At 61.8% G+C, this 25,588-nt stretch carries 29 protein-coding genes; 9 read left to right on the top strand and 20 right to left on the bottom strand.

Going from position 1 to position 25,588, the window contains the following annotated elements:
* Position 1: 1 nt before the first annotated feature.
* From rplV to rpsJ, 7 genes are read right to left on the bottom strand one after another with little or no spacing between them, the layout of a single operon-like run.
* Positions 2–346, bottom strand: coding sequence for a 50S ribosomal protein L22 (gene rplV / locus QLG02_RS20585; RefSeq protein ID WP_011704314.1), 345 nt, complete (start codon positions 344–346; stop codon positions 2–4).
* Between the two features lie 10 nt (positions 347–356).
* Positions 357–635: a 30S ribosomal protein S19 gene (gene rpsS / locus QLG02_RS20580; protein ID WP_005307960.1), complete on the bottom strand. Its 279-nt coding sequence runs from the start codon at positions 633–635 to the stop codon at positions 357–359.
* Positions 636–657: 22 nt separating this feature from the next.
* Entirely contained in the window at positions 658–1,479 is an 822-nt protein-coding gene (rplB, locus tag QLG02_RS20575) for a 50S ribosomal protein L2 (RefSeq protein ID WP_005307957.1), read from the bottom strand.
* Between the two features lie 15 nt (positions 1,480–1,494).
* Complete coding sequence (gene rplW / locus QLG02_RS20570) at positions 1,495–1,794, bottom strand: 50S ribosomal protein L23 (protein WP_342690021.1); 300 nt, start codon at positions 1,792–1,794, stop codon at positions 1,495–1,497.
* On the bottom strand, positions 1,794–2,399 hold the full coding sequence (gene rplD / locus QLG02_RS20565) for a 50S ribosomal protein L4 (RefSeq protein ID WP_005340616.1): 606 nt from the start codon (positions 2,397–2,399) through the stop codon (positions 1,794–1,796). The genes rplW and rplD overlap by 1 nt, the downstream gene beginning before the upstream one ends.
* A gap of 17 nt (positions 2,400–2,416) precedes the next feature.
* Complete coding sequence (rplC, locus tag QLG02_RS20560) at positions 2,417–3,049, bottom strand: 50S ribosomal protein L3 (RefSeq protein ID WP_010672559.1); 633 nt, start codon at positions 3,047–3,049, stop codon at positions 2,417–2,419.
* 22 nt (positions 3,050–3,071) lie between these two features.
* Positions 3,072–3,383 (bottom strand): 30S ribosomal protein S10, encoded by a 312-nt coding sequence (gene rpsJ / locus QLG02_RS20555; protein WP_005307944.1) that lies wholly within the window; start codon positions 3,381–3,383, stop codon positions 3,072–3,074.
* Positions 3,384–3,739: 356 nt separating this feature from the next.
* Between rpsJ and QLG02_RS20550 the strand changes: the two genes are divergently transcribed.
* Positions 3,740–4,654, top strand: a complete 915-nt coding sequence (locus QLG02_RS20550) for a DMT family transporter (RefSeq protein WP_282466019.1) — start codon at positions 3,740–3,742, stop codon at positions 4,652–4,654.
* 35 nt (positions 4,655–4,689) lie between these two features.
* On the opposite strand, the gene envZ is transcribed toward QLG02_RS20550, so the two are convergent.
* The gene (gene envZ / locus QLG02_RS20545; protein WP_282466018.1) at positions 4,690–6,000 is read right to left on the bottom strand and encodes a two-component system sensor histidine kinase EnvZ; all 1,311 of its coding nucleotides are present in this window, start codon (positions 5,998–6,000) and stop codon (positions 4,690–4,692) included.
* Positions 5,997–6,716 carry a two-component system response regulator OmpR gene (gene ompR, locus QLG02_RS20540; protein ID WP_005307934.1) on the bottom strand — a complete coding sequence of 240 codons (720 nt, stop codon included), beginning with the start codon at positions 6,714–6,716 and terminating at the stop codon, positions 5,997–5,999. Before ompR ends, envZ begins: the two co-directional genes overlap by 4 nt.
* Before the next feature lie 236 nt (positions 6,717–6,952).
* Between ompR and greB the strand changes: the two genes are divergently transcribed.
* Positions 6,953–7,426 carry a transcription elongation factor GreB gene (greB, locus tag QLG02_RS20535; protein ID WP_011704309.1) on the top strand — a complete coding sequence of 158 codons (474 nt, stop codon included), beginning with the start codon at positions 6,953–6,955 and terminating at the stop codon, positions 7,424–7,426.
* Between the two features lie 268 nt (positions 7,427–7,694).
* Positions 7,695–10,001 carry a Tex family protein gene (locus QLG02_RS20530; RefSeq protein ID WP_282466017.1) on the top strand — a complete coding sequence of 769 codons (2,307 nt, stop codon included), beginning with the start codon at positions 7,695–7,697 and terminating at the stop codon, positions 9,999–10,001.
* A 55-nt stretch (positions 10,002–10,056) separates the two neighbouring features.
* On the opposite strand, the gene QLG02_RS20525 is transcribed toward QLG02_RS20530, so the two are convergent.
* The 4 genes from QLG02_RS20525 to bioH form a co-directional block, all read right to left on the bottom strand.
* Positions 10,057–10,335: a hypothetical protein gene (locus QLG02_RS20525; protein WP_282466016.1), complete on the bottom strand. Its 279-nt coding sequence runs from the start codon at positions 10,333–10,335 to the stop codon at positions 10,057–10,059.
* Between the two features lie 95 nt (positions 10,336–10,430).
* On the bottom strand, positions 10,431–11,228 hold the full coding sequence (locus QLG02_RS20520) for a putative metalloprotease CJM1_0395 family protein (protein ID WP_282466015.1): 798 nt from the start codon (positions 11,226–11,228) through the stop codon (positions 10,431–10,433).
* Position 11,229: 1 nt separating this feature from the next.
* Complete coding sequence (locus tag QLG02_RS20515; protein ID WP_011704305.1) at positions 11,230–11,463, bottom strand: flagellar basal body rod C-terminal domain-containing protein; 234 nt, start codon at positions 11,461–11,463, stop codon at positions 11,230–11,232.
* 71 nt (positions 11,464–11,534) lie between these two features.
* Positions 11,535–12,299 carry a pimeloyl-ACP methyl ester esterase BioH gene (gene bioH, locus QLG02_RS20510; protein ID WP_282466014.1) on the bottom strand — a complete coding sequence of 255 codons (765 nt, stop codon included), beginning with the start codon at positions 12,297–12,299 and terminating at the stop codon, positions 11,535–11,537.
* 36 nt (positions 12,300–12,335) lie between these two features.
* Between bioH and QLG02_RS20505 the strand changes: the two genes are divergently transcribed.
* Both QLG02_RS20505 and nfuA read left to right on the top strand, forming a co-directional pair.
* Positions 12,336–13,064: a ComF family protein gene (locus tag QLG02_RS20505; protein ID WP_282466013.1), complete on the top strand. Its 729-nt coding sequence runs from the start codon at positions 12,336–12,338 to the stop codon at positions 13,062–13,064.
* A gap of 80 nt (positions 13,065–13,144) precedes the next feature.
* Positions 13,145–13,723: a Fe-S biogenesis protein NfuA gene (gene nfuA / locus QLG02_RS20500; protein WP_011704302.1), complete on the top strand. Its 579-nt coding sequence runs from the start codon at positions 13,145–13,147 to the stop codon at positions 13,721–13,723.
* 70 nt (positions 13,724–13,793) lie between these two features.
* On the opposite strand, the gene gpsA is transcribed toward nfuA, so the two are convergent.
* Genes gpsA through QLG02_RS20485 form a run of 3 tightly spaced genes read right to left on the bottom strand, consistent with a single transcriptional unit; the run spans position 13,794 to position 15,749 of the window.
* A complete protein-coding gene (gene gpsA, locus QLG02_RS20495; RefSeq protein WP_011704301.1) occupies positions 13,794–14,798 on the bottom strand; it encodes an NAD(P)H-dependent glycerol-3-phosphate dehydrogenase in 1,005 nt (334 codons plus the stop codon).
* Between the two features lie 2 nt (positions 14,799–14,800).
* A complete protein-coding gene (gene secB, locus QLG02_RS20490; RefSeq protein WP_011704300.1) occupies positions 14,801–15,271 on the bottom strand; it encodes a protein-export chaperone SecB in 471 nt (156 codons plus the stop codon).
* 46 nt (positions 15,272–15,317) lie between these two features.
* Positions 15,318–15,749, bottom strand: coding sequence for a rhodanese-like domain-containing protein (locus tag QLG02_RS20485; protein ID WP_005307875.1), 432 nt, complete (start codon positions 15,747–15,749; stop codon positions 15,318–15,320).
* A 325-nt stretch (positions 15,750–16,074) separates the two neighbouring features.
* Between QLG02_RS20485 and gpmM the strand changes: the two genes are divergently transcribed.
* Positions 16,075–17,604 carry a 2,3-bisphosphoglycerate-independent phosphoglycerate mutase gene (gene gpmM / locus QLG02_RS20480; protein ID WP_219314123.1) on the top strand — a complete coding sequence of 510 codons (1,530 nt, stop codon included), beginning with the start codon at positions 16,075–16,077 and terminating at the stop codon, positions 17,602–17,604.
* Positions 17,605–17,613: 9 nt separating this feature from the next.
* Positions 17,614–18,963, top strand: coding sequence for a murein hydrolase activator EnvC (gene envC, locus QLG02_RS20475; RefSeq protein WP_282466012.1), 1,350 nt, complete (start codon positions 17,614–17,616; stop codon positions 18,961–18,963).
* A 121-nt stretch (positions 18,964–19,084) separates the two neighbouring features.
* Here the strand turns inward: envC and QLG02_RS20470 are convergent, their stop codons facing one another.
* Positions 19,085–19,738 carry a Qnr family pentapeptide repeat protein gene (locus QLG02_RS20470; protein ID WP_282466011.1) on the bottom strand — a complete coding sequence of 218 codons (654 nt, stop codon included), beginning with the start codon at positions 19,736–19,738 and terminating at the stop codon, positions 19,085–19,087.
* Positions 19,739–19,828: 90 nt separating this feature from the next.
* Between QLG02_RS20470 and QLG02_RS20465 the strand changes: the two genes are divergently transcribed.
* Positions 19,829–20,836, top strand: a complete 1,008-nt coding sequence (locus tag QLG02_RS20465) for a substrate-binding domain-containing protein (protein ID WP_005307868.1) — start codon at positions 19,829–19,831, stop codon at positions 20,834–20,836.
* 97 nt (positions 20,837–20,933) lie between these two features.
* Here QLG02_RS20465 and QLG02_RS20460 read toward each other — a convergent pair whose 3' ends face one another.
* Genes QLG02_RS20460 through QLG02_RS20450 form a run of 3 tightly spaced genes read right to left on the bottom strand, consistent with a single transcriptional unit; the run spans position 20,934 to position 23,898 of the window.
* Positions 20,934–21,575 (bottom strand): bifunctional 4-hydroxy-2-oxoglutarate aldolase/2-dehydro-3-deoxy-phosphogluconate aldolase, encoded by a 642-nt coding sequence (locus tag QLG02_RS20460; RefSeq protein ID WP_282466010.1) that lies wholly within the window; start codon positions 21,573–21,575, stop codon positions 20,934–20,936.
* Positions 21,576–21,595: 20 nt separating this feature from the next.
* The gene (gene edd, locus QLG02_RS20455) at positions 21,596–23,392 is read right to left on the bottom strand and encodes a phosphogluconate dehydratase (RefSeq protein WP_282466009.1); all 1,797 of its coding nucleotides are present in this window, start codon (positions 23,390–23,392) and stop codon (positions 21,596–21,598) included.
* The gene (locus QLG02_RS20450) at positions 23,389–23,898 is read right to left on the bottom strand and encodes a gluconokinase (protein WP_005307862.1); all 510 of its coding nucleotides are present in this window, start codon (positions 23,896–23,898) and stop codon (positions 23,389–23,391) included. The genes edd and QLG02_RS20450 overlap by 4 nt, the downstream gene beginning before the upstream one ends.
* A 245-nt stretch (positions 23,899–24,143) precedes the next feature.
* On the opposite strand from QLG02_RS20450, the gene gntU reads away from it, so the two are divergent.
* The gene (gene gntU, locus QLG02_RS20445) at positions 24,144–25,484 is read left to right on the top strand and encodes a gluconate transporter (protein ID WP_017410600.1); all 1,341 of its coding nucleotides are present in this window, start codon (positions 24,144–24,146) and stop codon (positions 25,482–25,484) included.
* Positions 25,485–25,588: the final 104 nt, after the last annotated feature.

The following is a 25,588-nucleotide window of genomic DNA, read 5'->3' as shown; positions in this document are numbered from 1 at the left end:
CTTATCTCCCAGCCTTAGCGTCGGATACCACTACGGTGATGTGAGCGGTACGCTTGAGGATACGATCCGCACGACCTTTGGCACGCGGACGGATGCGCTTCATGGAGGGACCTTCGTCGACCATGATAGTAGCAACACGCAGCGCGTCGATATCGGCGCCTTCGTTGTGCTCAGCGTTTGCAATGGCAGATTCCAGCACTTTCTTCACCAGAGCTGCAGCCTTTTTCGGGCTGAAGGTCAGGATGTTCAGAGCCTTGTCTACGGACAGACCACGTACTTGATCGGCTACCAGACGAGCTTTCTGGGCAGAAGTACGGGCATAACGGTGTTTAGCGATAGCTTCCATCATTTATCCCTTAGCGCTTCTTAGCCTTCTTATCAGCAGCATGGCCGCGATAAGTACGAGTCGGTGCGAATTCACCCAGTTTGTGACCGATCATTTCTTCGGTAACGAAAACCGGAACGTGCTGACGACCATTATGGACAGCGATGGTCAAACCGATCATGTTCGGGATGATCATTGAACGACGGGACCAGGTCTTAACCGGCTTTTTATCCCCGCTTTCCACCGCTTTCTCTACCTTCTTCAGCAAGTGCAGGTCAATAAATGGACCCTTCTTGAGAGAACGTGGCATGGTGATTCCTCTATGTTAACAATTACTTGTTACGACGACGTACGATGTACTTGTCGGTACGCTTGTTCTTACGGGTCTTGAAGCCTTTAGCCTTCTGGCCCCATGGGGACACAGGCTGCATGCCCTTGTTGCGACCCTCACCACCACCGTGCGGGTGGTCGACCGGGTTCATCGCCATACCGCGAACGGTCGGACGAATACCACGCCAGCGGTTTGCACCGGCTTTACCCAGTTGACGCAGCATGTGCTCGGAGTTACCAACTTCACCGATGGTGGCGCGGCACTCGGCCAGAACTTTACGTACTTCGCCGGAACGCAGACGCAGAGTTACATAGTTACCTTCACGAGCCAGGATCTGGATGAAAGTACCAGCGGAACGAGCCAGCTGGGCACCTTTACCAGGCTTCATCTCAACAGCGTGAACGGTAGAACCGACCGGGATGTTGCGCATCGGCAGGGTGTTACCTACCTTGATTGCGGCATCAGCACCAGAAGCGATTGCATCACCAGCTTTCAGGCCTTTCGGAGCCAGGATGTAACGACGCTCACCGTCTGCATACAGCACCAGGGCGATGTTTGCGGTACGGTTAGGATCGTATTCCAGGCGCTCTACTTTGGCCGGGATACCGTCTTTGTCGCGCTTGAAGTCGACGATACGGTAGTGTTGCTTGTGACCACCGCCGATGTGACGGGTGGTGATGCGGCCGTTGTTGTTACGACCACCGGACTTGTCTTTCTTGTCCAGCAGAGCTGCAAAGGGCTTGCCCTTGTACAGGTCTTGGTTGACGATCTTGACGACGTGGCGGCGGCCCGGAGAAGTAGGCTTGCACTTAACGATTGCCATTTTTCAGAACTCCTCTTACTCGGCTGCGCCCATGAAGTCGATGTCCTGACCAGCTTTCAGGGTCACATAAGCCTTTTTCCAATCGGAACGACGGCCTACGCGTGCACCTGCGCGCTTGGTCTTACCCTTCATGTTCAGGGTACGGACGGTCTCAACTTCGACCTCGAACAGTTTCGCAACTGCAGCTTTGACTTCCGCCTTGGTGGCATCAACAGCAACTTTGAACACGATAGTGTTCTGCTTTTCTGCGACCATGGTGCTCTTTTCAGAGATGTGCGGAGCCTTCAGAACTTTCAGCAGACGCTCTTCACGGATCATGCCAGCATCTCCTCGATTTGCTTAACTGCGTCAGCAGTCATCAGAACCTTGTCGAAAGCGATCAGGCTGACCGGGTCGATACCGGCAACGTCACGCACGTCAACTTTGTACAGGTTACGAGCAGCCAGGAACAGGTTCTCATCGACTTCAGCAGTCACGATCAGAACGTCGGTCAGTTCCATTTCTTTCAGCTTGGCGATCAGTTCTTTGGTCTTCGGAGCTTCGATGCCGAACTTCTCAACAACGATCAGGCGCTCTTGACGTACCAGCTCGGACAGGATGCTACGGATAGCGCCGCGGTACATCTTCTTGTTTACTTTCTGGCTGTGATCTTGCGGCTTAGCTGCAAAAGTCACACCACCGGAACGCCAAATGGGCGAACGGATGGAGCCAGCACGGGCACGACCAGTACCCTTCTGACGCCACGGCTTTTTGCCGCCACCAGACACTTCAGAGCGAGTCAGCTGCGCACGAGTACCCTGACGGGCACCAGCGGCATAAGCAACGACAACCTGGTGAACCAGAGCTTCGTTGAATTCGCGCCCGAAGGTAGTCTCGGAAACTTCAAGAGCGCTCTTGGCGTCTTTCATTACCAATTCCATTACTATCTCCTCAGACGTTACGCTTTGACGGCAGGTTTAACGATCACGTTGCCGTTGGTTGCACCCGGTACTGCGCCTTTGATGAGCAGCAGGTTGCGTTCAGCGTCAACACGAACCAGTTCCAGGTTCTGAGTCGTTACACGCTCAGCACCCATGTGACCAGCCATCTTTTTGCCCTTGAATACACGGCCCGGGGTCTGGTTTTGACCGATGGAGCCAGGTACACGGTGGGACAGAGAGTTACCGTGGGTCATATCCTGGGTGCGGAAGTTCCAGCGCTTAACAGTACCGGCAAAACCTTTACCCTTGGATGTGCCGGTAACGTCTACCAGCTTAACGTCAGCGAGAAGATCTACTTTCAGCTCGCTACCAACAGTGAAAGTTTCACCGTTGTTCAGGCGGAATTCCCACAGACCGCGACCGGCTTCTACACCAGCTTTGGCGAAGTGGCCAGCTTCCGGCTTGGTTACACGGCTGGCTTTCTTGGCGCCAGTGGTAACCTGAATAGCGTTGTAGCCGTCGGTTTCTACAGATTTGACCTGAGTTACACGGTTAGCTTCAACTTCGATAACAGTCACCGGGATAGAAACGCCATCTTCAGTGAAGATGCGAGTCATACCCACTTTGCGACCTACAAGACCGATTGTCATTGTTATCAACCTCTTTCCGTAATTAACCCAGGCTGATCTGGACGTCTACACCAGCTGCCAGATCCAGACGCATCAGGGCGTCAACGGTCTTGTCAGTCGGCTCAACGATGTCTACCAGACGCTTGTGAGTGCGGATCTCGTACTGATCACGCGCATCTTTGTTGACGTGCGGGGAGATCAGGACGGTGAAGCGCTCTTTGCGAGTCGGCAGCGGAATAGGACCGCGAACCTGCGCGCCGGTGCGCTTTGCAGTTTCAACGATTTCCGCAGTGGATTGATCGATCAGGCGATGATCAAAAGCCTTCAGGCGGATACGGATTCTTTGGTTCTGCATTGACAGAGCTCCAATAGATAAAAGAACATAAATCAACACCGCCCGACCGAGATTACTCCCGCCAGAGGTGTGATTTTTCACGTTTCCTCCCATATCGGGAGGACTGTATGGCTGGCCCCCGCAAGCGGGAAACTCAGCAAACAGACATATCGTCTGGCTTACCTCATGGGTAAGCGGAGGGGATTATACGGATTTTTTCAATTTGCGCAAGAGAAGGCGAACAGATTGTGCGCAATTTTATGTGACAGATGGATCTCGCCAACGGCTGGGCAAGCCCTTGCCTGGCAGGGGTAACGACAATGTTGCAAACAGGCTGGTAGACTGTGCGCCGGCCTTCGTCATCGGAACGACACCCCATGCTCAAAGATCAGAAAAAAGCCTATCAATATGGACTCTGCGCCGTCGCCCTCTGGTCGACGGTCGCCAGCGCCTTCAAGATCTCCCTCGCCTACTTTGAACCGGTGCAATTACTGCTGGTCGCGGCCTGCACCTCGACCCTGACGCTGGGGGTGATAGTGGCCTGTCAGGGCAAACTGCCGCTGCTGCTCGGCTACATCAAGAGTCGTCCCCTCTACTATCTGGCACTGGGAGTGCTCAACCCCTTCCTCTATTACCTGTTGCTGTTCAAGGCGTATGACCTGCTGCCCGCCCAGCAGGCGCAGACCCTCAACTACACCTGGGCCATCACCCTCAGTCTGCTGGCGGTGCCCTTCCTCGGTCAGAAGCTGCGCCGCCGCGACGGGGTCGCCATCGTGCTCGGCTACTTCGGCGCGCTGGTGATCGCCACCAGGGGGGATGTATTCGGTCTGCAGTTTGACAGTCCTCTCGGCGTCACGCTGGCGCTGGTGTCGACCCTGATCTGGGCTGGCTACTGGATCCTCAACACCCGCAACCAGGGCGACCCCATCGTCAGCCTGCTGCTGGGCTTCATCATCAGTTTGCCCTTTATCGTCGTTGCGACCTGGCTGCTCTCCGATTTTGCCATGACCACCTGGCAGGGGTGGGCCGGCGCCATCTACGTGGGACTGTTCGAGATGGGCTTCGGCTTCGTGCTCTGGTTGATGGCGCTGCGCCACGCCACCAACACCGCCCCCATCAGCAACCTCATCTTCATCTCGCCGTTTGCTTCGCTGGTGCTGCTCAACCTGCTGATCGGCGAGACCATCCACCCGGCCACCCCCATCGGGCTGGCGCTCATCGTCGCCGCCCTGCTGATCCAGCAGCTGAAATACGGCAGGCGCTACCGCAAGACCAGCGAGCCGCAAGCCTGACATGCGAAGGGCGTATCCACGGATACGCCCTTCGTTCAATCAATCCACTCCAGCGGCTGGTTCTTGGGCAGCCGGATCTCCACCAGCAAGCCCCCTAGCTCGGAGCGCCCCAGCCTGATGGTGCCGTGATGCTGGGACACGATCTTGGCGACGATGGCCAACCCCAGGCCGCTGCCGCTGCCGGTGCGGGCCTCGTTACCCTGGGTGAAGGGCTTGAGCACCCGGTAGTAATCCTGTTCCGGAATGCCGGGGCCGTCATCCGACAGCCGCAGCCGCACCCAGTGACCATCATCCTTGAGCTCGGCCTGCAGCCGGCTCGCACCGTAGCGCAGCGAATTGCCTGACAGGTTGTTGAGGATGCGGCGGATACTGATGGGGTTGCAGGCCACCCGTACTGCCTCGGCCGGCAACTCGAGCTCCACCTCCAATCCCTGATCGGTCTGCACCAGCAAGCTGTCGTGGATCAGCTGGGTCAGGTCGATCTGCTGGGTATCCAGCCCCTCGTCCGGCCGAATGTAGTCGATGAACTGATCGATGATGCCATTGGACTCGTCAATGTCCGCGTTGATGCTCTCCTTGAGATACTCATCCCCGGAGGACATCATCTCGGTCGCCAGCCGGATACGGGTCAGCGGGGTACGCAGATCGTGGGAGACACCCGCCATCATCAGGTTGCGCTCCTCGATCAGGCCCTTGATGGAGCTCGACATGTGATTGAAGGTGCGAGTCAGCCGACGCACCTCCCGCGATCCCTGCTCCCCCAACGCATCGGGGAAATTGCCGCGCGCCACCGCCACGGCCCCCGCTTCCAGATCCTCCAGCGGCCGCACTAGCTGGCGGGCAAAGCGCCAGGCGGCGAACAGGGTCACCACCAGCAGCACGCTCATGTAGAGGATCAGCGGCTCGATGTCGTCGTCCTCGATCTCGGTCAGCGGGATGCGCACCCACACCTTGCTGGCCTGGGGCGGCTGGATCCAGATGATGTAGTGATCCTGGATCTCGACCCTGACCTTGGTCTTGCCCCCCAGCTCGCGGCTGATGCTCTCTTCCAGATAGGTGTAGGGCTTGGACTCGTTGAGCCCGTGCTGCTCCGCCTCGGTCTGGGTATAGATGTCGCTGCCGGTCGCCACATAGACCAGCGCCTCGGCATCTTCACTCAGCGCCAGCTGGTTGCTCTCGACCGGAAAGATGAGCTTGACCTGGTTGGCCAGCAGGTGACTTATCTGCTTGACGGTCGGCGCCAGCAGATAGTTGTAGAAGGTGGCATAGGAGACAAACTGATAGACCACCAGCACGGCGGCCAAAAACCAGAGCATGCGGGAGAACATGCTGCTCACTTTCTTCATTCGCCGTCACCGTCCGGCACGAACACATAGCCCAGACCCCAGACGGTCTGCAGATAACGGGGCTGCGCCGGGTCCTGCTCCAGCAGGCGACGCAGGCGGGAGACCTGCACGTCGATGCTGCGCTCGGTGGCGGTATATTCGCGACCGCGGGCCAGGTTCATCAGCTTGTCGCGGGAGAGAGGTTCACGCGGATGGCTCACCAGCACCTTGAGCACGGCAAATTCGCCGCTGGTCAGCGCAACCGGATCACCATCGCGGCTCAGCTCGCGGGTCGCCAGGTTGAGCTGATAGCTGCCAAAGCTCACCACCTTCTCGGCGGTAGAGGGGGCCCCCGGCAACTCGACGGTGTGCCGGCGCAGCACGGCGCGGATCCGGGCCAGCAGCTCACGGGGGTTGAACGGCTTGGGCAGGTAATCATCGGCACCCATCTCGAGCCCGACGATGCGATCCACCTCATCCCCCTTGGCGGTCAGCATCAGCACCGGGATCTGGTTGCCAGCCTCGCGCAGGCGGCGGCAGATGGAGAGGCCGTCTTCCCCCGGCAGCATCAAATCCAGCACCATCAGGCTGAAGTTCTCACGGGTCAGCAGGCGGTCGGCCTGTTCACCATTGGCGACGCCCCGAACCACGAACCCCTGTTCGGTCAGGTAGCGCTCCAGCAGGGAACGTAATTTCAAATCATCGTCGACGACCAGAACCTTGTATTGCTGACTCATTGCTTGCCTCTCCTCTCGATATGCTGCCAATACTAGAGCTCGGGCTCGTAACGGCCAAGCCTAAATATGTTACCGGTTATTGCCCATTCAGCCGATTTTGCGCCCCTTCACCCCGCGTCTCACCACTCAGGCCTCCCCTCAGACGCCCCAGTTTTTGCTCGACAGCAAGGCGACAACGGATAAGATCTGCCGAGCCATAAGAGGCTCATCAGCCCCACTGACACAGGTAACGACCGATGAAGACCAAGCTGATCACCCGTGAAGGCTACAACAAGCTCAAACAGGAGCTCGATTTCCTCTGGCGCGAGGAGCGCCCCGAGACCACCCGCAAAGTGGCCTGGGCGGCCAGCCTCGGTGATCGCAGCGAGAATGCCGACTACCAATACAACAAGAAACGGCTGCGAGAGATCGACCGGCGGGTCCGTTACCTGCGCAAGTGCCTCGAGGAGCTGGGGATCGTCGACTACTCCCCCGCCCAGGAGGGCAAGGTCTTTTTCGGTGCCTGGGTCGAGGTGGAAAACGAGGAGGGAGAGACCAAGCGCTTTCGCATCGTCGGCTATGACGAGATCTTCGAGCGCAAGGATTACATCTCCATCGACTCCCCCATGGCCCGCGCCCTGCTCAAGAAAGAGGTGGGGGACGAGGCCATAGTACGTACGCCAGTCGGTGACGCCTGCTGGTACATCAATGAGATCAGCTATCCCAAATAAACCAGTGCCGGCCCAGACGGCCAAATCGGCTGACGAGGCCAGGATGGACCGAGCATGTCCGCCCACCGGGTATGATAAGCGTCGTTTTAGCCGGGGTGGCATCCCGCTGCCCGACCCCATATAGTGCTCACACCCGGCGCCTTGCGGCGCCAACCGGCCCGCGCGGCAGTGGCCTGGCAGGTACCTTGAGTACCGCCAGGACAGACTCCTGCCCGGCGACATCGCCTCGCGCCTGCCCGTTGACCAGGACCCGACCAAGAGACCCTCGATGCAAAGCCACGTAATAGAACATCAGATTGCCGATGAGTTGAATGCCCGCCCGGAGCAGGTGCAGGCCGCCGTTCGCCTGCTGGACGAAGGCGCCACCGTCCCCTTCATCGCCCGTTACCGCAAAGAGGTGACCGGCGGTCTGGACGACAGCCAGCTGCGTACCCTGGAGAGCCGCCTCGGCTACCTGCGCGAACTGGCGGATCGCCGCCAGGTGATCCTGCGCTCCATCGAAGAGCAGGGCAAACTGACCCCCGAGCTGGCCCGCGAGCTGAACGACGCCGACAGCAAGACCCGGCTGGAAGACCTCTACCTCCCCTACAAGCCCAAGCGGCGTACCAAGGGGCAGATGGCCATCGAGGCGGGGCTGGAGCCACTGGCCGACCTGTTGCTGAGCGACCCGCTGAAGGATCCCGAGCAGGAGGCGGTTCGCTTCCTCAATGCCGAGCAGGGGATCACCGACGGCAAGGCTGCCCTCGACGGTGCCCGCTACATCCTGATGGAGCGCTTCGCCGAGCAGGCCGATCTCCTTGAGAAGCTGCGGGACTACCTGTGGCACAACGCCACCCTGCGCGCGCGCGTGGTGGCTGGCAAGGAGCAGGAAGGGGCCAAGTTCAAGGACTACTTCGAACACGACGAACCGCTGCACAAGGCCCCCTCCCACCGGGTGCTGGCCATGTTGCGTGGCCGCAACGAGGGGATCCTCAACCTAGCGCTGGTTGCCGGCGACGATGAGGGCGCCAGCCCCTGCGAAGGGATCATCGCCCATCACCTCAGGCTCAACCTGCAACACCGCCCGGCCGACAAGTGGCTGCAGGGGGTGGTGAGCTGGACCTGGAAGATCAAGCTCTCCTTGCAGATGGAGACCGAGCTGATCGGCCGCATCCGCGAGTCAGCAGAAGACGAGGCGATCAAGGTATTCGCCATGAACCTCAAGGATCTGCTGATGGCGGCGCCGGCCGGCATGCGCTGCACCATGGGGCTGGATCCCGGCATCCGCACCGGGGTCAAGGTGGCGGTGGTCGATGCCACCGGCAAGCTGGTCGATCACGCGACTATCTATCCGTTCGAACCCAAGCGCCAGGTTGACCAGAGTCTCAAGACCCTGAGCGAGCTGTGCCAGAAGCACAAGGTCGAACTCATCAGCATCGGCAACGGCACCGCCTCGCGGGAAACCGACCGCCTGGTGAGCGATCTGTTCGAGCGCTACCCGGCGGCCAAGGCGCAGAAGATTGTGGTGAGTGAGGCGGGGGCCTCGGTCTACTCCGCCTCCGAGCTCGCCTCCCAGGAGTTCCCGGATCTCGACGTCTCCATTCGTGGCGCCGTCTCCATCGCCCGCCGGCTGCAGGATCCGCTGGCCGAGCTGGTCAAGATCGATCCCAAGAGCATAGGTGTGGGTCAGTATCAGCACGATGTCGGCCAGAGCCAGCTGGCCCGCCGGCTCGATGCCGTAGTCGAGGATTGCGTGAACGCGGTCGGGGTGGATGTGAACACCGCTTCGGTCGCCCTGCTCAACCGGGTTTCCGGCCTCTCCCAGACCCTGGCCCAGAACATCGTCGCCTACCGGGACGAGAACGGCGCCTTCCAGCATCGTCAGCAGTTGCTGAAAGTAAGCCGGCTCGGGCCCAAGGCATTCGAGCAGTGCGCCGGTTTCCTGCGCATTCGCGGCGGCAGCAATCCGCTGGACGGCTCGGCGGTACACCCGGAATCCTACCCTGTGGTGGAGCGGATCCTCGCCAAGCTGGAGCAGACCGTGGACAGCCTGCTCGGCAACAGCAGCCTGCTACGCACCCTCAAGCCCACCGACTACACCGACGAGCAGTTCGGGGTGCCCACCATCACCGATATCATCGGTGAGCTGGACAAGCCAGGCCGCGACCCGCGTCCCGAGTTCAAGACCGCCACCTTCAAGGAAGGGGTGGAGAAAATCAGCGATCTGGTGCCCGAGATGGTGCTGGAGGGGGTGGTCACCAACGTCACCAACTTCGGCGCCTTCGTCGACATCGGCGTCCATCAGGACGGGCTGGTGCATATCTCCTCCCTCACCGATCGCTTCGTCAAGGATCCCCGCGAGGTGGTCAAGGCCGGCGACATCGTCCGGGTCAAGGTGCTGGAAGTCGACGTACCGCGCAAACGCATCAGTCTGACCATGCGTCTGGATGAAAAAGCCGGCCAGCCGGCACGCAAACCGGCCGAGCCGCGCCACACCGGCAATGCCAAGCCGAAACAGGCTCCGCGTCAGAGCCCCCCGACCGATGGCGCCATGGGCAACGCCTTCGCGGCCGCCCTCTCGAAGCTGAAGAAATAAGCCCCCAGAATGCAAAAAGCCCCGCGAGGGGCTTTTTTGCCGCTGTTGATCAGCCTCATTGGGCCAGTGCGGCCAGAATGGCGTCAGCCTCCCGATGGGTCGCCAGTACCTCCCGCAGCCGGTTGAATGCCTTGCAGGCCTCTTGCGGATACTTGCCATAGGAGACCACGCCGGTATGGCTCCAGCCTGCTGCCAACATCACCTTCTTCTTGAAATGGGTGCCTTCGGTACCGCCCCCACCGAGCTGCATCAAGAACTGCTCCATCTGGAGGTGCGGCGGTGGTACACGGGAGAAGGTGGCAAAATCTTCCGGTTTGACTTCATCAAAGTGCATGACGACTCCTGTGAGCGTGGATGGGATTACCCCTCAGATTAGTTGCAATTGCCTGCTCGCGAGGGAAAAAACCGGGCGGAAATACGGTGGCAACCTCAGACGCTCAGGCTCAGGTTCTGCTGGGCAGCAGGCTTGACTGCCTGCTGATAACGCTGGGCGATAACCTGGTTGCGCTGCTCCATGTAGCCGTTCAGCACGCCCGTCTTGGCGCTGCCATCAGCAGCCAGGGCGGTATCAGGGTCGGATGAAAGCAGCGCCTTGCGGGCCTGCGCCTCCTTGGCCGCAGCACTTCTGGCTACGCTCAGATCCTGAGAGGAGGGTTCGGCAGGCGCCAGTGCGGCGGCCCTCACCTGTTGCATCTTGGCGATGGTGGCTCTGGGATCGCCGGGGATAGTCCCGATGTCGATGGAGACGCCACCGCCGGTCGCGTAACGCTTGCCATCCGGCCCCATGGCAAACTCATAGGTAGGGCTCCCCGCATACTGACCACCGGTGCTCTGGTGTGCCTGCTCGTGAGTGCGCACCTCCTGATCCCTGTCGGCCAGCTCCTTGACCTGCAACTCCTGCTTCTGCTGTTGCTCCTGCTGCTTGGGATCCTGCTGCTTGTTGCGCTGACCGTCCTCACCGGCGGCCTCGACGAAGCGATTGTCGATCGCCGCCTGCGGGTTGCCGGTCTGGGAGCCGTCTCGGGCCTGCTGGGAAGTCTGATTGGGATTGGCCTGGCTGGCTCTGGACTTCTCTTTCTGAGAGCCGACTTCGGACTCGGCGTTGAAAGCCTCGCTCTGGCGGCTCTGGGGGATGAGTGCCGCGCGACGATTGTCAGTACGTGCCGATTCCGTCTGCGGTTGCAGCTGGTTGGGAATGATGGTCGGCAGACTGACATTGATGTTCATGTCACACCCGGATGTCGATCAGGGTTCCCATCATGTCGCTGGCGGTCTGGATCACCTTGGCAGAGGCACCGGCCTGCACCTCGGCACTCTTGAGGTTCACCAGTTCTTCGGGCAGCTGAACCTTGTCACCGCTCGGGGTATTGAGCCTGGCGATCTGGCTGGACGCCTTGTCGGCAATCTGCTCCGCACGCTGAAAGCCTTGCACACCGCTGTTCAATGCTGAATCTATACGCATGACAACTCTCCTCTGACACTGGATTAATTATCCGCCACGCCAGAGGATTAATGAAGCAAATTGGCTATTTTTCAACCTACAAAATGTTCAATGATTTCAATGAACTGTTGTGGATGGGAAATAAAGGGTGCATGTGAGGCCTTTTCCAGCACCACACTGCGGCTGCTTGGGTAACGCTCGTCCAGCAGAGGGATGGATACCTTGGGCACCAGTGAATCCAGCCGACCGTAGACCCGCAGCCAAGGCAAGCTCAATGGTGTCAACTCATCGCGCAGATCGACCTCAGCCAGCAAACCGAGTCCGGCCTCCAGCGCCGCCAGCTGGGGAGCGGGCCGCTCCGCCAGCCAGTGGCGCAACTGGCGGATGTCATCCCTGGCATGTTCGCTACCCATCGCCTGGATCGCCAGGAAGCGTTCGATGGTCTGCTTGAAGTCCCCTGCCAGCATCTGGTTGAAACCGGTCAGTACCTTGGGGGCGATCCCCGGCCATTCGTCACGGGCCATGAAACAGGGGGAGCTGGCCACCGTGATGAGGGAGTGCAGTCGCTCGGGATGGCTCAAGGCCAACTGGCTTGCCACCAGACCACCGAGGGACCACCCCAGCAAATGGCACTGCTCCGGCAGGATGGCTGCCACCTGTTCAGCCAGCCAGGGCAGACTGTACGCTACCTCGCCCGCCAGCGGACTGTTGCCAAAGCCGGGCAGATCCACCAGATGGACGCGATAGCGAGACGCCAGGGCCGGCCCAATGCCGTGCCAGACCGCGCCATTCATTCCCCATCCGTGCAACAGCACCAGATCGGGCCCCTGACCAAACCGCTCAACCGACACGCTCATCTAGACTCAGATCCTGTTCACTCTGTTGGGGTCAGCATGTTAAAGCGGTTGCTCGCCAAAGCAAGTCCGATCCTCGGCCGCCACGCCGACTGGCAGGGCAACTGCCTGCTCTGCCAGCAGCCTTGCGATGTTGACCCCTTGCTGTGCAGCTGGTGCCGGCAGGCCCTGCAGCAGGCTGACCACACCTGCCGCTTGTGTGCAGCCCCCTTGCCGGCAATGCATGAAGAACGCCTGCCGATCTGCGGTCGCTGCCAGCGCAGGCCGCCGCCCTGGGAGCGGCTGCAGGTCATCGGTGACTACCGGCCACCCTACCCCATGCTGATCCCCCGGATGAAGTATTCCGGCCAGATCCTGCTGGCCCCGCTGCTCGCCCGGCTGCTGGCAGACCATCTGGATCTCAGCGATCCGCCAGAGGCCATCATTCCAGTGCCGCTGCACTGGTGGCGCCAGTGGTGGCGCGGATTCAATCAGGCGGAAGAGATAGCCCTCACTCTCAGCGAGCTGATCGGCATTCCTTGTGACAAGCGCCTGCTGCGCCGGGTCAGGGCAACCCCGCAGCAGACCAGGCTCAGTGCCGGCCAGCGGCGGCGCAATCTGCGCGGCGCCTTCCAGATCAGGCCCCACGCCTACCAGCACGTGGCGCTGCTCGATGATGTGGTCACCACGGGCGCGACCGCCGGTCATCTCACCCGTTTGCTCCATGAGAGCGGAGTCACAAAGGTGGAAGTGTGGGCCGTCTGTCGTACCCTCAAGCATCTCAAGTAACCATCGGCATGCTACCCAAGCCTTGCCAAGAGAGTTATCATGAATACCCTAGTCGTACACTCAGGTTTATGAGGATAGTGATGATCAGCATTTCCGACACCGCCCAGGCCCATTTCCGTAAACTGCTGGAAAAACAGCCTGATGGCACCAATATCCGGGTGTTTGTGGTCAATCCGGGAACCCAGAATGCCGAGTGCGGCGTATCATATTGCCCACCCGATGCGGTCGATCCGGAAGATCAACACCTGCCCTTCAGCGGCTTCGACTGCCTGGTCGATCCCCTGAGCGCCCCCTTCCTGGTGGATGCCACCATCGATTTCGTCACCGATCAGATGGGCTCCCAGCTCACCCTGAAAGCCCCCAACGCCAAGATGCGCAAAGTGGCCGACGACGCTCCGCTGATCGACCGTATCGAGTACGTGTTGATGTCCGAAGTGAACCCCATGCTGGCCGGTCACGGCGGCAAGGTCACCCTGGTCGAGCTGACCGAGGACAAGCTGGCCATCCTGCAGTTTGGCGGTGGTTGCAACGGTTGCTCCATGGTCGACTACACCCTGAAAGAGGGGATCGAGAAGCAGCTGCTGGAGAAATTCCCGGGCGAGCTCAACGGCGTCAAGGATGCCACCGAGCACCAGCGCGGCGATCACTCCTACTACTGATTTGCTGCCCTTGCCGCAAAGAAAAGGCCCCGCCAGCTGGCGGGGCCTTTTGCATTCTGCAGCGGGTGGATCACTCGTCCTTCTTGTCTCGCGACAGCAGGGCGATGGCCGCCTCTTTCGGATTCTTGCCTTCGTACAACACCTTGAAGATCTGCTCGCAGATGGGCATCTCGACGCCACAGCGGGCCGCCAGCAGATGCACTTCCTTGGTGTTGCGATAGCCTTCCACCACCTGGCCGATCTCGGCCATGGCAGTGTTCACATCCTTGCCGGCCCCGAGGGCCAGCCCGAAGCGACGGTTGCGCGACTGGTTGTCGGTACAGGTCAGCACCAGATCCCCGAGCCCGGCCATCCCCATGAAGGTCTTGGCGTCGGCCCCGAGCGCGGCGCCCAGGCGCTGCATCTCCACCAGACCCCGGGTGATGAGCGCGGTCCTGGCGTTGGCGCCAAAACCCAGCCCGTCGGAGAGACCGGCACCGATGGCAATGACGTTCTTGACCGCCCCGCCCAGTTGCAGACCGATGAAGTCCGGATTGGTATAGACCCGGAACGAGCGGCCGCAGTGCAGCAGCAGGGAGAGATCGTCGGCGAAGTCGTCGTGGGTCGACGCCACCGAGATGGCGGTCGGCAGACCGGCGGCCAGCTCCTTGGCGAAGGTAGGGCCGGAGATGACCGCCAGCGGCATCTCGTCACCCAGCACCTCGCGCGCCACGTCTTGCAGCAGACGGCCGCTGTCCGGCTCCAGCCCCTTGGTGGCCCAGGCGATACGGGTATCGGGGCGCAGGAAGGGTTTGACCTGGGCCAGCACCTGGCCGAACACATGGCTCGGCACCACCAGCAGCAGCACGGGGGCCGCTTGTACCGCCTGTTGCAGATCGGCGGTCAGCTGCAGATCGGCAGGAAAAGGGACATCCGGCAGAAAAGCCTTGTTGCAGCGGTCTTGTTCCAGCTCGGCGACATGGGCAGGGTCGTGACCCCACAGCAGGGTCGGATGACCGTTGCGCGCCAGAGAAATGGCAAGGGCGGAGCCATAAGACCCCGCCCCCAAGACCGAGATAGCGATCTGGTCGGCCATTATCAGGCTTCCGCAGTCGCCTGCTGGGCCTGCGCCTGCGCCATGTGCTGGGCAAACAGGGCATCGAAGTTGACCGGTGCCAGGTTCAGCTGCGGGAAGGAACCCTTGCTCACCAGGTTGGACACCGCTTCGCGGGCATACGGGAACAAGATGTTCGGGCAGAAGGCAGCCAGGCAGTGAGCCAGTTGCGGCTCCGGCAGGTTGCCGATGGTGAAGATACCGGCTTGCTGAACTTCACACAGGAAGGCAGTTTCGGTTTCCAGCTTGCAGGTCACGGTCAGGGTCAGTACCACTTCATAGACGCTGTCGGCCAGGATGTTGGTCTTGGTGTCCATGTCCAGCTTGACGTCCGGCTGCCACTCTTTCTGGAAGATGTGCGGGGTATTCGGCGCTTCAAAGGAGACGTCCTTGGTGTAGACGCGCTGGATGTGGAATTCCGGTTGTACTTCCTGGTTGTTGATCTCTTCAGCCATTTTGTTTGATTCCTTTTATGAAAATAGGTGGGCGCAGGCCCTTAAATCAGCGTTTTTTGGTCACCGGCAGATTCTCTGCACGCCACTGGGCCATGCCACCGCTGAGCACATACACCTGCTTGAAGCCGGCTTTGCTCAATTGGCGACCCGCGCCACCAGCGGTCATCCCCGACTCGCACACCACTATGATGGGGGCATCTTTATGCTTTTCAACCGGGCCCAGATTATTGCTCTGGATCTGGCTGAGCGGCAGGTGCTGGGCACCGGCCAGATGGCCCTTGGCAAACTCTTCCTGACTGCGAATATCCACCACGGTGGCGTTTTCACGGTTGATCAGCAGGGTTGCGGTGTGGTTGTTCACCGACTTCACCGGAGAAAAACGAGCACGCACCGTGGTGTAAACCAGGGTGCCTGCCAGGCCGAACCAGGCTGCGGTCAGCAGCGGGTTGCGGGCCGCAAAATCCAAATACTCTTGCATCTTCTACTATCCAGGGACCAAGACAAGTGCCCGAGTATACATGGGGACCCAGCCAAGATCAGCCATCTTGGCGGCAAAGCGGGAGCGGGCTCCCACCAGACGGGGACGGGGGAAAGCGGCGGCATAAAAAGTGGCATTCAGCCCGCTGCGGCGAGGATTCGTCGAGTGGTGCGACAAGCCGGCGACAAAGACGAAACAGCTCGGCAACAGCGTGCGGCCCCCGCCGGACGGGGCTTGGCTATCAGGTGACTATTTCGGCAGATGTAGTAATATTACGCTAGTTTCACTTCCCGCAATTCATTCCTATCCGAGAGGACATAGCCTTATGTCAACAGCTAAGAAACCTTTGGTTCTGGTCATCATGGACGGTTGGGGCTACAGCACCAAGCAAGAGCACAACGCCGTCGCTGCCGCCAAGACTCCCAACCTCGACCGTCTCGCCCGTGACTACACCAGCACCCTGATCTCCGGCTCCGGCCTGGACGTGGGCCTGCCGGATGGTCAGATGGGGAACTCCGAAGTGGGCCACGTCAACATCGGCGCCGGTCGCATCGTCTATCAGGAACTGACCCGCATCTCCAAAGACATCCAGGACGGCGACTTCTTCCAGAACGTCGAACTGGCCAAGGCGGTCGATGCTGCCGTGACCAAGGGCAAGGCCGTGCACATCATGGGCCTGATGTCCCCGGGTGGCGTGCACAGCCACGAAGAGCACATCATGGGCATGATCGAAATGGCCGCCAAGCGTGGCGCCGAGCAGATCTACTTCCACGCCTTCCTGGATGGCCGTGACGTGCCGCCGCGCTCCGCCCAGTCCTCCATCGAGCAGTTCGATGCCCTGTTCGCCCGCCTGGGCAAGGGTCGCTTCGCCTCCATGATCGGCCGTTACTACGCCATGGACCGCGACAATCGCTGGGATCGCGTGCAGCAAGCCTATGACCTGATGACCCTGGGCAAGGGCGAGTTCACCGCCGACAGCGCCAGCGAAGCCCTGGCCGCCGCCTACGCTCGCGACGAGAACGACGAATTCGTCAAAGCCACCCGCATCGGTGCTGCCGCTCCCATGCAGGATGGCGATGCGCTGATCTTCATGAACTTCCGTGCCGACCGTGCCCGCGAGATCACCCGCGCCTTCGTCGACAGCGACTTCACCGGCTTCGCCCGCACCGCCACCCCGGCGCTGAACTTCGTGATGCTGACCGAGTACGCAGCCGACATCAAAACCGCCTGTGCCTACCCGCCGACCGCGCTGGTCAACACCCTGGGTGAATGGCTGGCCAAGCAGGGCAAGACCCAGCTGCGCATCTCCGAAACCGAGAAGTACGCCCACGTCACCTTCTTCTTCAACGGCGGCGAAGAGGCCTGCTTCACTGGTGAAGATCGCGAGATCGTTGCCAGCCCGAAAGTGGCCACCTACGACCTGCAGCCGGAGATGAGCTCCGAAGAGCTGACCGACAAGCTGGTCGGCGCCATCAAGAGCGGCAAGTACGACGTCATCATCTGCAACTACCCGAACGGCGACATGGTCGGCCACACCGGCGTGTTCGACGCCGCGGTCAAGGCCTGTGAAGCAGTCGACCACTGCATCGGTCGCGTCACCGAGGCGCTGGCCGAAGTGGGTGGCGAGTGCCTGATCACCGCCGACCACGGCAACGCCGAGAAGATGATGGACGAAGAGACCGGTCAGGCGCACACCGCCCACACCAACCTGCCGGTTCCGCTCATCTATTTCGGTCGCAAGGCCGAAGTGGCTGAAGGCGGCAAATTGTCCGATCTGGCCCCCACCATGCTGACCCTGATGGGTCTGCCGGTACCGCCGGAAATGACTGGCAAGCCCCTGATGATTCTGAAATAATCCTTCCCCATGCGGGGATGCGAAGTGATTTCAACCAAAACCAGTCGCGTCGGCCTGTTGGCCGGCGCGCTGTTTTTTTGTCTGTCGTTCGGGCCGGCCACGGCTTGGGCTGCCAACCAGCAGCTCGGTGCCATGCAGTCCCAGATCAAGGAACAGCAGCAGACCATCAAGCTCAGCAAGCAGGAGCTTGCCAAGCTCAACACCCAGCTCAAGGCTGATGAGCAGGCCATCTCGGCCGCCGCCGCCAAGCTCGAGCAGACCAAGCAGCAGCTCAGAGAGAACCAGCAGAAACTGGTAGGGCTGCAGCAGGACAAGCTGGATCTGGAACAGCAGGCCAGCCATCAGAAGCAGTTGCTGGCCAAGCAGGCCGAGAGCGCCTTCACCGCCGGCAACCACGATTACCTCAAACTGCTGCTCAATCAGCAGGATCCGGCCAAACTGAGCCGCTCCCTCGACTACTACGACTACCTCAACAAGGCTCGCATCGAAGCCATCGAGGCGCTGCGGGCCACCCGCACCAAACTGGCCAAAAACCAGCAGGCTACCAAAGAGACCGAAAGCCGGCTACAAAGCCTGCTGAGCGAACAGCAGCAACATCACCAGAGCCTGCTGGCCAGCCAGCAGAGCCGCGCCAAGGTGCGCAACCAGCTGCAGCAATCGGTACAGGATGACGAACAGAAACTGAGCAAGCTGGTCAAGGCGGAAAAAACCTTGAAGGCCCGGCTGGAAGAGCTGCGCCGCCAGCGGGAAGAGCAGGAACGGCGCGAACGGGCCGAGCGGGAACGCCTCGCCAAGCTGAAGGCGGAGCAGGAGCGGCAGCGCAAGCTGGCAGAGCAGCGCCGTGCCGAGCAACAGCGGCTCGCTGCTCAACAGAACAAGGCAGCCCAGCAACAGCAGCCGGCCGAGGAAGTGGCCAGCAGCAAACCCGAGCGAGGCTCTGGGATCAGCAGCCCCGGCTATTACAGCGGGCTCAAGACCAACGGCAGCCTGCGCTGGCCGGTGCAGGGCCCTATCCTCATCGCCTACGGCTCGCCGCGCACCGCCGAGTTGAAGTGGAAAGGCACCCTGATCGGCGCCAGTGAAGGGACCCAGGTCAAGGCGGTGGCCCCGGGCCAGGTGGTCTATGCCGACTGGCTCGACGGCTTCGGCATGCTGCTGGTGATCGATCACGGCCGCGGCTACATGAGCCTCTACGGTCACAATCAGTCGCTGCTGCGCCAGGTGGGACAGAACGTGGAACAGGGTGAACCGGTGGCGCTGGTCGGCGACAGCGGCGGCCAGGACAGGCCCGGCCTCTACTTCGAGATCCGTTATCAGGGCGAGGCGATCAACCCCACCAAATGGCTGGCCAAGCGCTGATCACCGCCACCCGGCCGCCAACCTGCCATCCAGCAAAGCCTGCATCATGCAGGCTTTTTTGAGCGCCGACAGCAGCGGGCATGACGGCGGATGACGAAAACTTACCTCTTTTCCTGCCGGCTCAGCAGGGGAAGACGATCAGCCCGATCTGCTCCAGCAAGGCCTGCTGCTGATCTTCGTTGATCTGCACCCCGTCCAGATTGACCCGCCGCAGATCCAGCCCCGGTAGATCGCACTGGCGCAGGTCACAACCCTGCAGGTTGACGCTGGCCCAGTCTATTTGGCCAAACTCGGATCCGCTGAGATCGGAGCCCGCCAGCGAGGCACCGAACAGGTTGGCCCCCTGCCAGCGATTGCCACTCAGTTCGCATTGCTCCAGCAGGCACCCTTCGAAATTGGCGTAACTGAAGTTGTTGCCGGTCAGATGGGCCTCGCAGAAGTAGCTCTTGACGGTGATCTGGTTGGCAAAGCTGGCGCGGGAGAAGTTGATCCCCAGCGCCTGACAGTCGCGCAGCTCCAGCCCCAGACATTGGCTTTGGCTGCAGTCGGCCATGGTGAGATCGCAACGCAGGAAGCTGGCCTCGCGCAGATCGCAGCCCTGCAGCAAGCAGCTCTGCTCGCTCTCCCGGTCATAGAAGCTGCAGTCGACGAAGCGGCATTCGGCCAGATCGAGCCAGGAGAAGTTGCAGCCGATGAAACGGCAACCCTGGAACTGCTCCCCCTCCAGGTCTTGCTGCTCGAAGCGCACGCCCTCGAAGCACTTGTCCTTGATCATCCCGCGACTCCCCCTGTTGATGGCGTCATATGCTGACTTTGTTAAACAAAAACGGTAATGTTACGTGTAACATTTCTGCCGGATCCCGAGATGAACGACACCCGCAAGCGCCGCCCCACCCTGCAGGACATAGCCGACCTGACCGGGGTCACCAAGATGACCGTCAGCCGCTACCTGCGCGACCCGCAGGCCGTGGCCGAGGGCACCCGCGAGCGGATCGCCGCCGCAGTGGAGGAGCTCGGCTACATCCCCAACCGGGCGCCGGACATTCTCTCCAACGCCACCAGCAAGGCGATCGGCATCCTGATCCCCTCCCTCTCCAACCAGGTCTTCTCCGCCGTGGTGCACGGCATCGAGTCGGTGACCCGGCCCGCCGGCTACCAGACCCTGCTGGCCCACTACGGCTACAGTCCGGAGCGGGAAGAGGAGCAGGTCGCCTCCCTGCTCTCCTATCACGTGGATGGGCTGATCCTCTCCGACAGCCAGCACACCGAGCGCACTCGCAAGATGATTGCCACCGCCGGCATCCCGGTGGTGGAGACCATGGATCTGCCGCAGAGCCCCATCGACATGGTGGTCGGCATGGATCACCGGGCAGCCGCCCGGGCCATGGTAACAGAGATGCTGCGCCGGGGCCGACGCAAGCTGGTCTATCTCGGCGCGCGGCTCGACGTGCGCACCCAGCTGCGGATGGAAGGCTACTACCAGGCGATGCAGGATTTCGGCCTGAGCGGCCAGCACCTGCTGACCGAGCAATCCTCCAGCTTCACCCTCGGCGGCCAGTTGCTGGAGCAGGCGCTGGTGCGCTATCCCGATCTGGACGGCCTGTTCTGCACCAACGATGACCTGGCGGTGGGCGCCCTGCTGCAGTGTCAGGCCAAGTGGATACCCGTGCCCCAGCAGATCGCCATCGCCGGCAGCAACGCCCTCGACATCGGCCACGCCATGACCCCCAAGCTGGCCAGTATCGTCACGCCGCGCAAGGAGATCGGCCGTGCGGCCGCCACCATGCTGCTGGCCCGCCTCAACGGCCAGCCGCTGGCCGACACCCGGCTCGACATGGGCTTCTCCCTCTACGAGGGGGACAGTCTGGGCTGAGGGCCAGATCCACACCATGCAGCCAAAACAGAGCAGGCCACCCGAGGGTGGCCTGCTTGCTTGGCAAACGGAAGGTCCGGCTCACGCCGGCGTCAAATCAGGATGCGACCAGGGCGACGGCTTCGCGGGAGAGGCGGGTCACCTCTTCCCAGTTACCGTTCTTGACGGCCTCGGCCGGCAGCATCCAGGAGCCGCCGACGGTGGCCACGCATTTCAGCGCCAGGTAATCGGCCACGTTTTTCGGGCCGATACCGCCAGTGGGGCAGAACTTCACCTGGGGCAGCGGCGCGGCGATGGCGGAGAGCGCCTTGGTACCGCCGTTCGCTTCGGCCGGGAAGAATTTGAGGTGGTCGTAGCCTGCTTCCAGCGCCTGCATCACCTCGGACGGGGTGGACACACCCGGGATCAGCGGCGCCGTGCTGTTGGCCGCGTGGGCCAGCAGGGCCGGGGTCATCCCCGGGGAGATGACGAAGCGGGCACCGGCGGCCACGGCGGCGTCAAACTGCGCGCAGTTGAGCACGGTACCGGCACCAACCATGGCATCCGGCATCGCCTTGGCGATGAGGGCGATGGCCTCCAGCGCGACCGGGGTGCGCAGGGTGATCTCGAACACCGAGATGCCGCCGTCCAGCAGCGCCTTGGCCATCGGCAGGGCCTGCTCCAGCTCATTGATGACCATCACGGGTACCAGCGGGGAGGCGGCAAACACCTCGGCCGGGCTCACTTTCCAGTTCTGCATAGCTCTTCCTTAGTCAGCTCTTAATCAAAGATGGTGGCGCCGCACTCGGCGCTCGATACCGCGCGACGCATCACGCTGAACAGTTCACGACCCCACCCCTCTTGTTCCAGAGTGAGGTCGATCTCGGCCTGGGGTCGGCCACTCAAATCGGTCAGGCAGTCGAGGCTGCCGGTTACCGCGTCCACCCGCAGCAGGTCGCCATCGGCAAGCAGGCCGATGGCCCCGCCGTGCAGCGCTTCCGGGGTGACGTGGATGGCGGCCGGGATCTTGCCGGAGGCGCCGGAGAGACGGCCGTCGGTGACCAGCGCCACCTTGTGACCCGCCTTCTGCAGGTTGCCGAGCACCGGCATCAGCTTGTGCAGCTCCGGCATGCCGTTGGCGGCCGGGCCATTGTGGCGCACCACGATGACGGCATCCTGATTGAGATCGCCCGCCTTGTAGGCCGCCTCCACCGCATGCTGGGAGGAGAATACCCGAGCCGGCGCTTCGATAACCCGATACTCGGGAGCCACGGCGGAGACCTTGACCACGGCGCGGCCCAGATTGCCCGCCAGCAGCTTGGTGCCGCCAGTGGCCTGGAACCGGCTACCGGAAGGCGACAGCACGCTCGCATCGCCGCTCTCACCCACCGGCTGCCATACCAGCTGGCCATCGACCAGTGCCGGACGGCTGAGGTAATCCTGCATCTCGCCAAACACCGGGGTGGCATCCATGTGGATCAGCCCCTCTTCGGCCAGACGGCGCATCAGGCCGGGCACTCCGCCCGCCTGTTCGAAGGCGTTCACATCGGCCGGGCCGTTCGGGTACATGCGCACCAGCAGCGGCACCACATCCGAGAGGTCGCTGATGTCGTCCCAGGTCAGGTGCAGGCCGGCAGCCCGCGCCAGCGCCACCATGTGGATGCTGTGGTTGGTGCTGCCGCCGGAGGCAAGCAGGGCCACCAGACCGTTGACCAGGGCGCGCTCGTCCAGCACCTCGCTCAGGGGGCGGTAGGCCGGGGAGCCCGGGATCATGGCGCTGATGCGACGGGCGGCCTCTTCGGTGAGCGCGTGGCGCAACTCGCTGTGGGGATGGACGAAGGCGGAGCCCGGCAACATCAGACCCATGGCCTCGAACACCAGCTGATTGGTGTTGGCTGTACCGTAGAAGGTACAGGTGCCCGCCGCGTGGTAGGCGCCGCACTCCATCTGCAGCAGGGCGTCGCGGCCCACTTCGCCGGCGGCGTACTGCTGGCGCACCTTCACCTTCTCGTCATTGCTGATGCCGCTCGCCATCGGGCCGGCCGGCACAAAGGCGGTGGGCAGGTGGGCGTGGGAGAGCGCCCCCATGATCTGGCCCGGCGCTATCTTGTCGCAGATGCCGAGCAGCAGGGTGGCGTCGAAGGTGTTGTGGGAGAGCGACAGCGCGGTCGCCTGGGCGATCAGATCGCGGGAGAACAGGGACATGTCCATCCCCGGCTGCCCCTGGGTCACGCCGTCGCACATGGCGGGCACGCCGCCGGCCACCTGAGCGTTGTGGCCCAGCTCGGCCAGCGCGGCCTTGATGATGTCCGGATAGCCCTGATAGGGCTGATGGGCGCTCAGCATGTCGTTGTAGGCGGTGACGATGCCGACGTTGGCGCGGGTCATGTCGAGGATGCGCCCCTTCTCGTCACAGCTGGAAGCGGCCACGGCATGGGCCAGGTTGCCACAAGCCAGCGCGGCGCGGGTCTTGCCCTGATCGGCCTGACGCTGGATGCGGGCCAGGAAGGCCTGGCGACGGGCGGCACTGCGCTCGCGAATGCGGGCGGTGACGCTGGAAATGACCTGATGGATCATTGGGCTTGCTCCAATGCTGTGACGGCGCGATCAACCACCTGTTCGAAGGTGCCGTCGATATCGATGTGGAATACACCGGCTTCGCCGTCCGGGCGCTCCAGGGTATCGAACTGACTTTGTACCATGCTTTCGCGCATGAAGTGGCCCTTGCGGGCCCGCATCCGCTCGAGGATCAGCGGCTGGCTGCCATCGAGGAAGAGGAAGCTGACCGACTCGTTGCCTTCACGGATCTGGTCGCGATACTGCTTCTTGAGGGCCGAGCAGACGATGACGCCCACCTCGTTCTTCTGCTCCAGGCTGTAGGCCGCGTCGCGGATCCGCTCCAGCCAGGGGGCGCGGTCCTCGTCGTTGAGCGGGTTGCCGCCGGCCATCTTCTGGATGTTGGCCCTGGGGTGCAGATCATCACCGTCGATGAACTTGGCGCCCAGCACGCTAGCCACCTTGAGGCCCACGCTGGACTTGCCGCTACCACATACACCCATCACGATAATGCTCTTACCCGCCATTGTTTGACCTCTATCTCATTTTTCAAAAAACGTGCTGCCGATGGGTTCTAACTTAGCACGTTACCGGTAACATGTTACCGGTAACAACAAGAATTGTGAAGTCTGCCACAGACTGAGCGCACTCATAGTCACCTGGGCAATCGAGTTTGAGCCATGGCCATAAATCTAAATAAATCATAAAGATATGGTCTGCCGACGGATCGGCAGGGTGTCGATACTGAACTTGGAACAAGGAATGCACAACAATGTCTGACCTCTCCCTGATCATGACGGCCGCCGGCTCCATCGTGCTGCTGCTCTTTCTGGTGATGAAGGCCCGCCTGCACGCGGTCGTCTCCCTCATCCTGGTCTCCATGGTGGCGGGGCTCGCCGCCGGCATGAACCCGGCCGACATCGCCGCCACCATCCAGAAAGGGATGGGCGGCACCCTCGGCTTCGTCGCCGTGGTGGTGGCACTGGGCGCCATGTTCGGCAAGGTGATGGAAGTCACCGGCGCCCTCGACCGGGTGGCCCATACCCTGCTCGGCAAGTTCGGCGTCAAGCGCGCCAACTGGGCCATGGCGCTGACCGGCTTCGTCTGCGCACTGCCGCTGTTCTTCGACGTGGCCGTGGTGCTGCTGATCGGCGTCGCCTTCGCCATCGTCCGCCGTGGCGGCGGCAGCGTGGTTAAGATTGGTATCGCCCTGCTGGCCGGTATCGCCACCTGCCAAGCTTTCCTTATCCCGGCGCCGGGCCCCATCCTGGTTGCATCCCAACTGGGCGCCGACTTCGGCTACATGATCCTGTTCGGCCTGATCGCCGCCGTTCCGGCCCTGATCCTGGCCGGCCCGCTGTTTGGCGAGCTGATCAGCAAGGTGGTGGACGTGCCACTGCCGGCCGACGCCCAGAGCAGCGCCCACGACGACGGCCAGAACCTGCCCTCCTTCGGGCTGGCCATGGGCCTCATCGGCCTGCCGCTGCTGCTGATCGGTCTCAAGACCATCGTCGGCCGCTTCGTCGAGGCCGGCACGCCCCTGCACGGCTGGCTAGAGTTCATCGGCCACCCCTTCACCGCCATCATGGTCGCCTGCCTGGCCGCCTTCTACCTGCTGGGGATCCGTCGCGGCATGTCCCGTGACGAGGTGATGAACGTCTGCAACAGCGCCATCCAGCCGGCCGGCGTCATCATCCTGGTGACCGGTGCCGGTGGCGTGTTCAAGCAGATCCTGGTGGATTCCGGCGTGGGTGCCGCCCTTGGCAACATGCTGGCGGACTCCGGCCTGCCCATCGTCGCGCTGGCCTTCATCCTGGCGGCCGCGGTGCGGGTCATTCAGGGTTCCGCCACCGTCGCCATGCTGACTGCCTGCGGTCTGGTGCTGCCGATGCTGGAACCGCTCGGCCTGAACGGCGCCCAGCTGGCGGCGGTCACCATCGCCATCGGCGGCGGGGCCATCGTGCTCTCCCACGTCAATGACTCCGGCTTCTGGCTGGCCAACCGCTACCTCGGTCTCACCGAGAAGCAGACCCTGCAGACCTGGACCGTGATGGAGACCATCATAGGCACCACCGGCGGCGTGATGGCGATGATCATCTACAGCTTCCTCTGATCGCAACCGTGCAGAAAAAGGCCTCCAATGTGAGGCCTTTTTCATCTTTATGACGATTCTTTCTTTGGCTAACAGGGCGAGATTGCTAGAATCGCCTATCCATC

Source organism: Aeromonas sp. V90_14, assembly GCF_029967615.1.
Lineage (GTDB): Bacteria > Pseudomonadota > Gammaproteobacteria > Enterobacterales > Aeromonadaceae > Aeromonas > Aeromonas hydrophila.
This window is presented reverse-complemented; position numbering and strand designations above follow the sequence as displayed.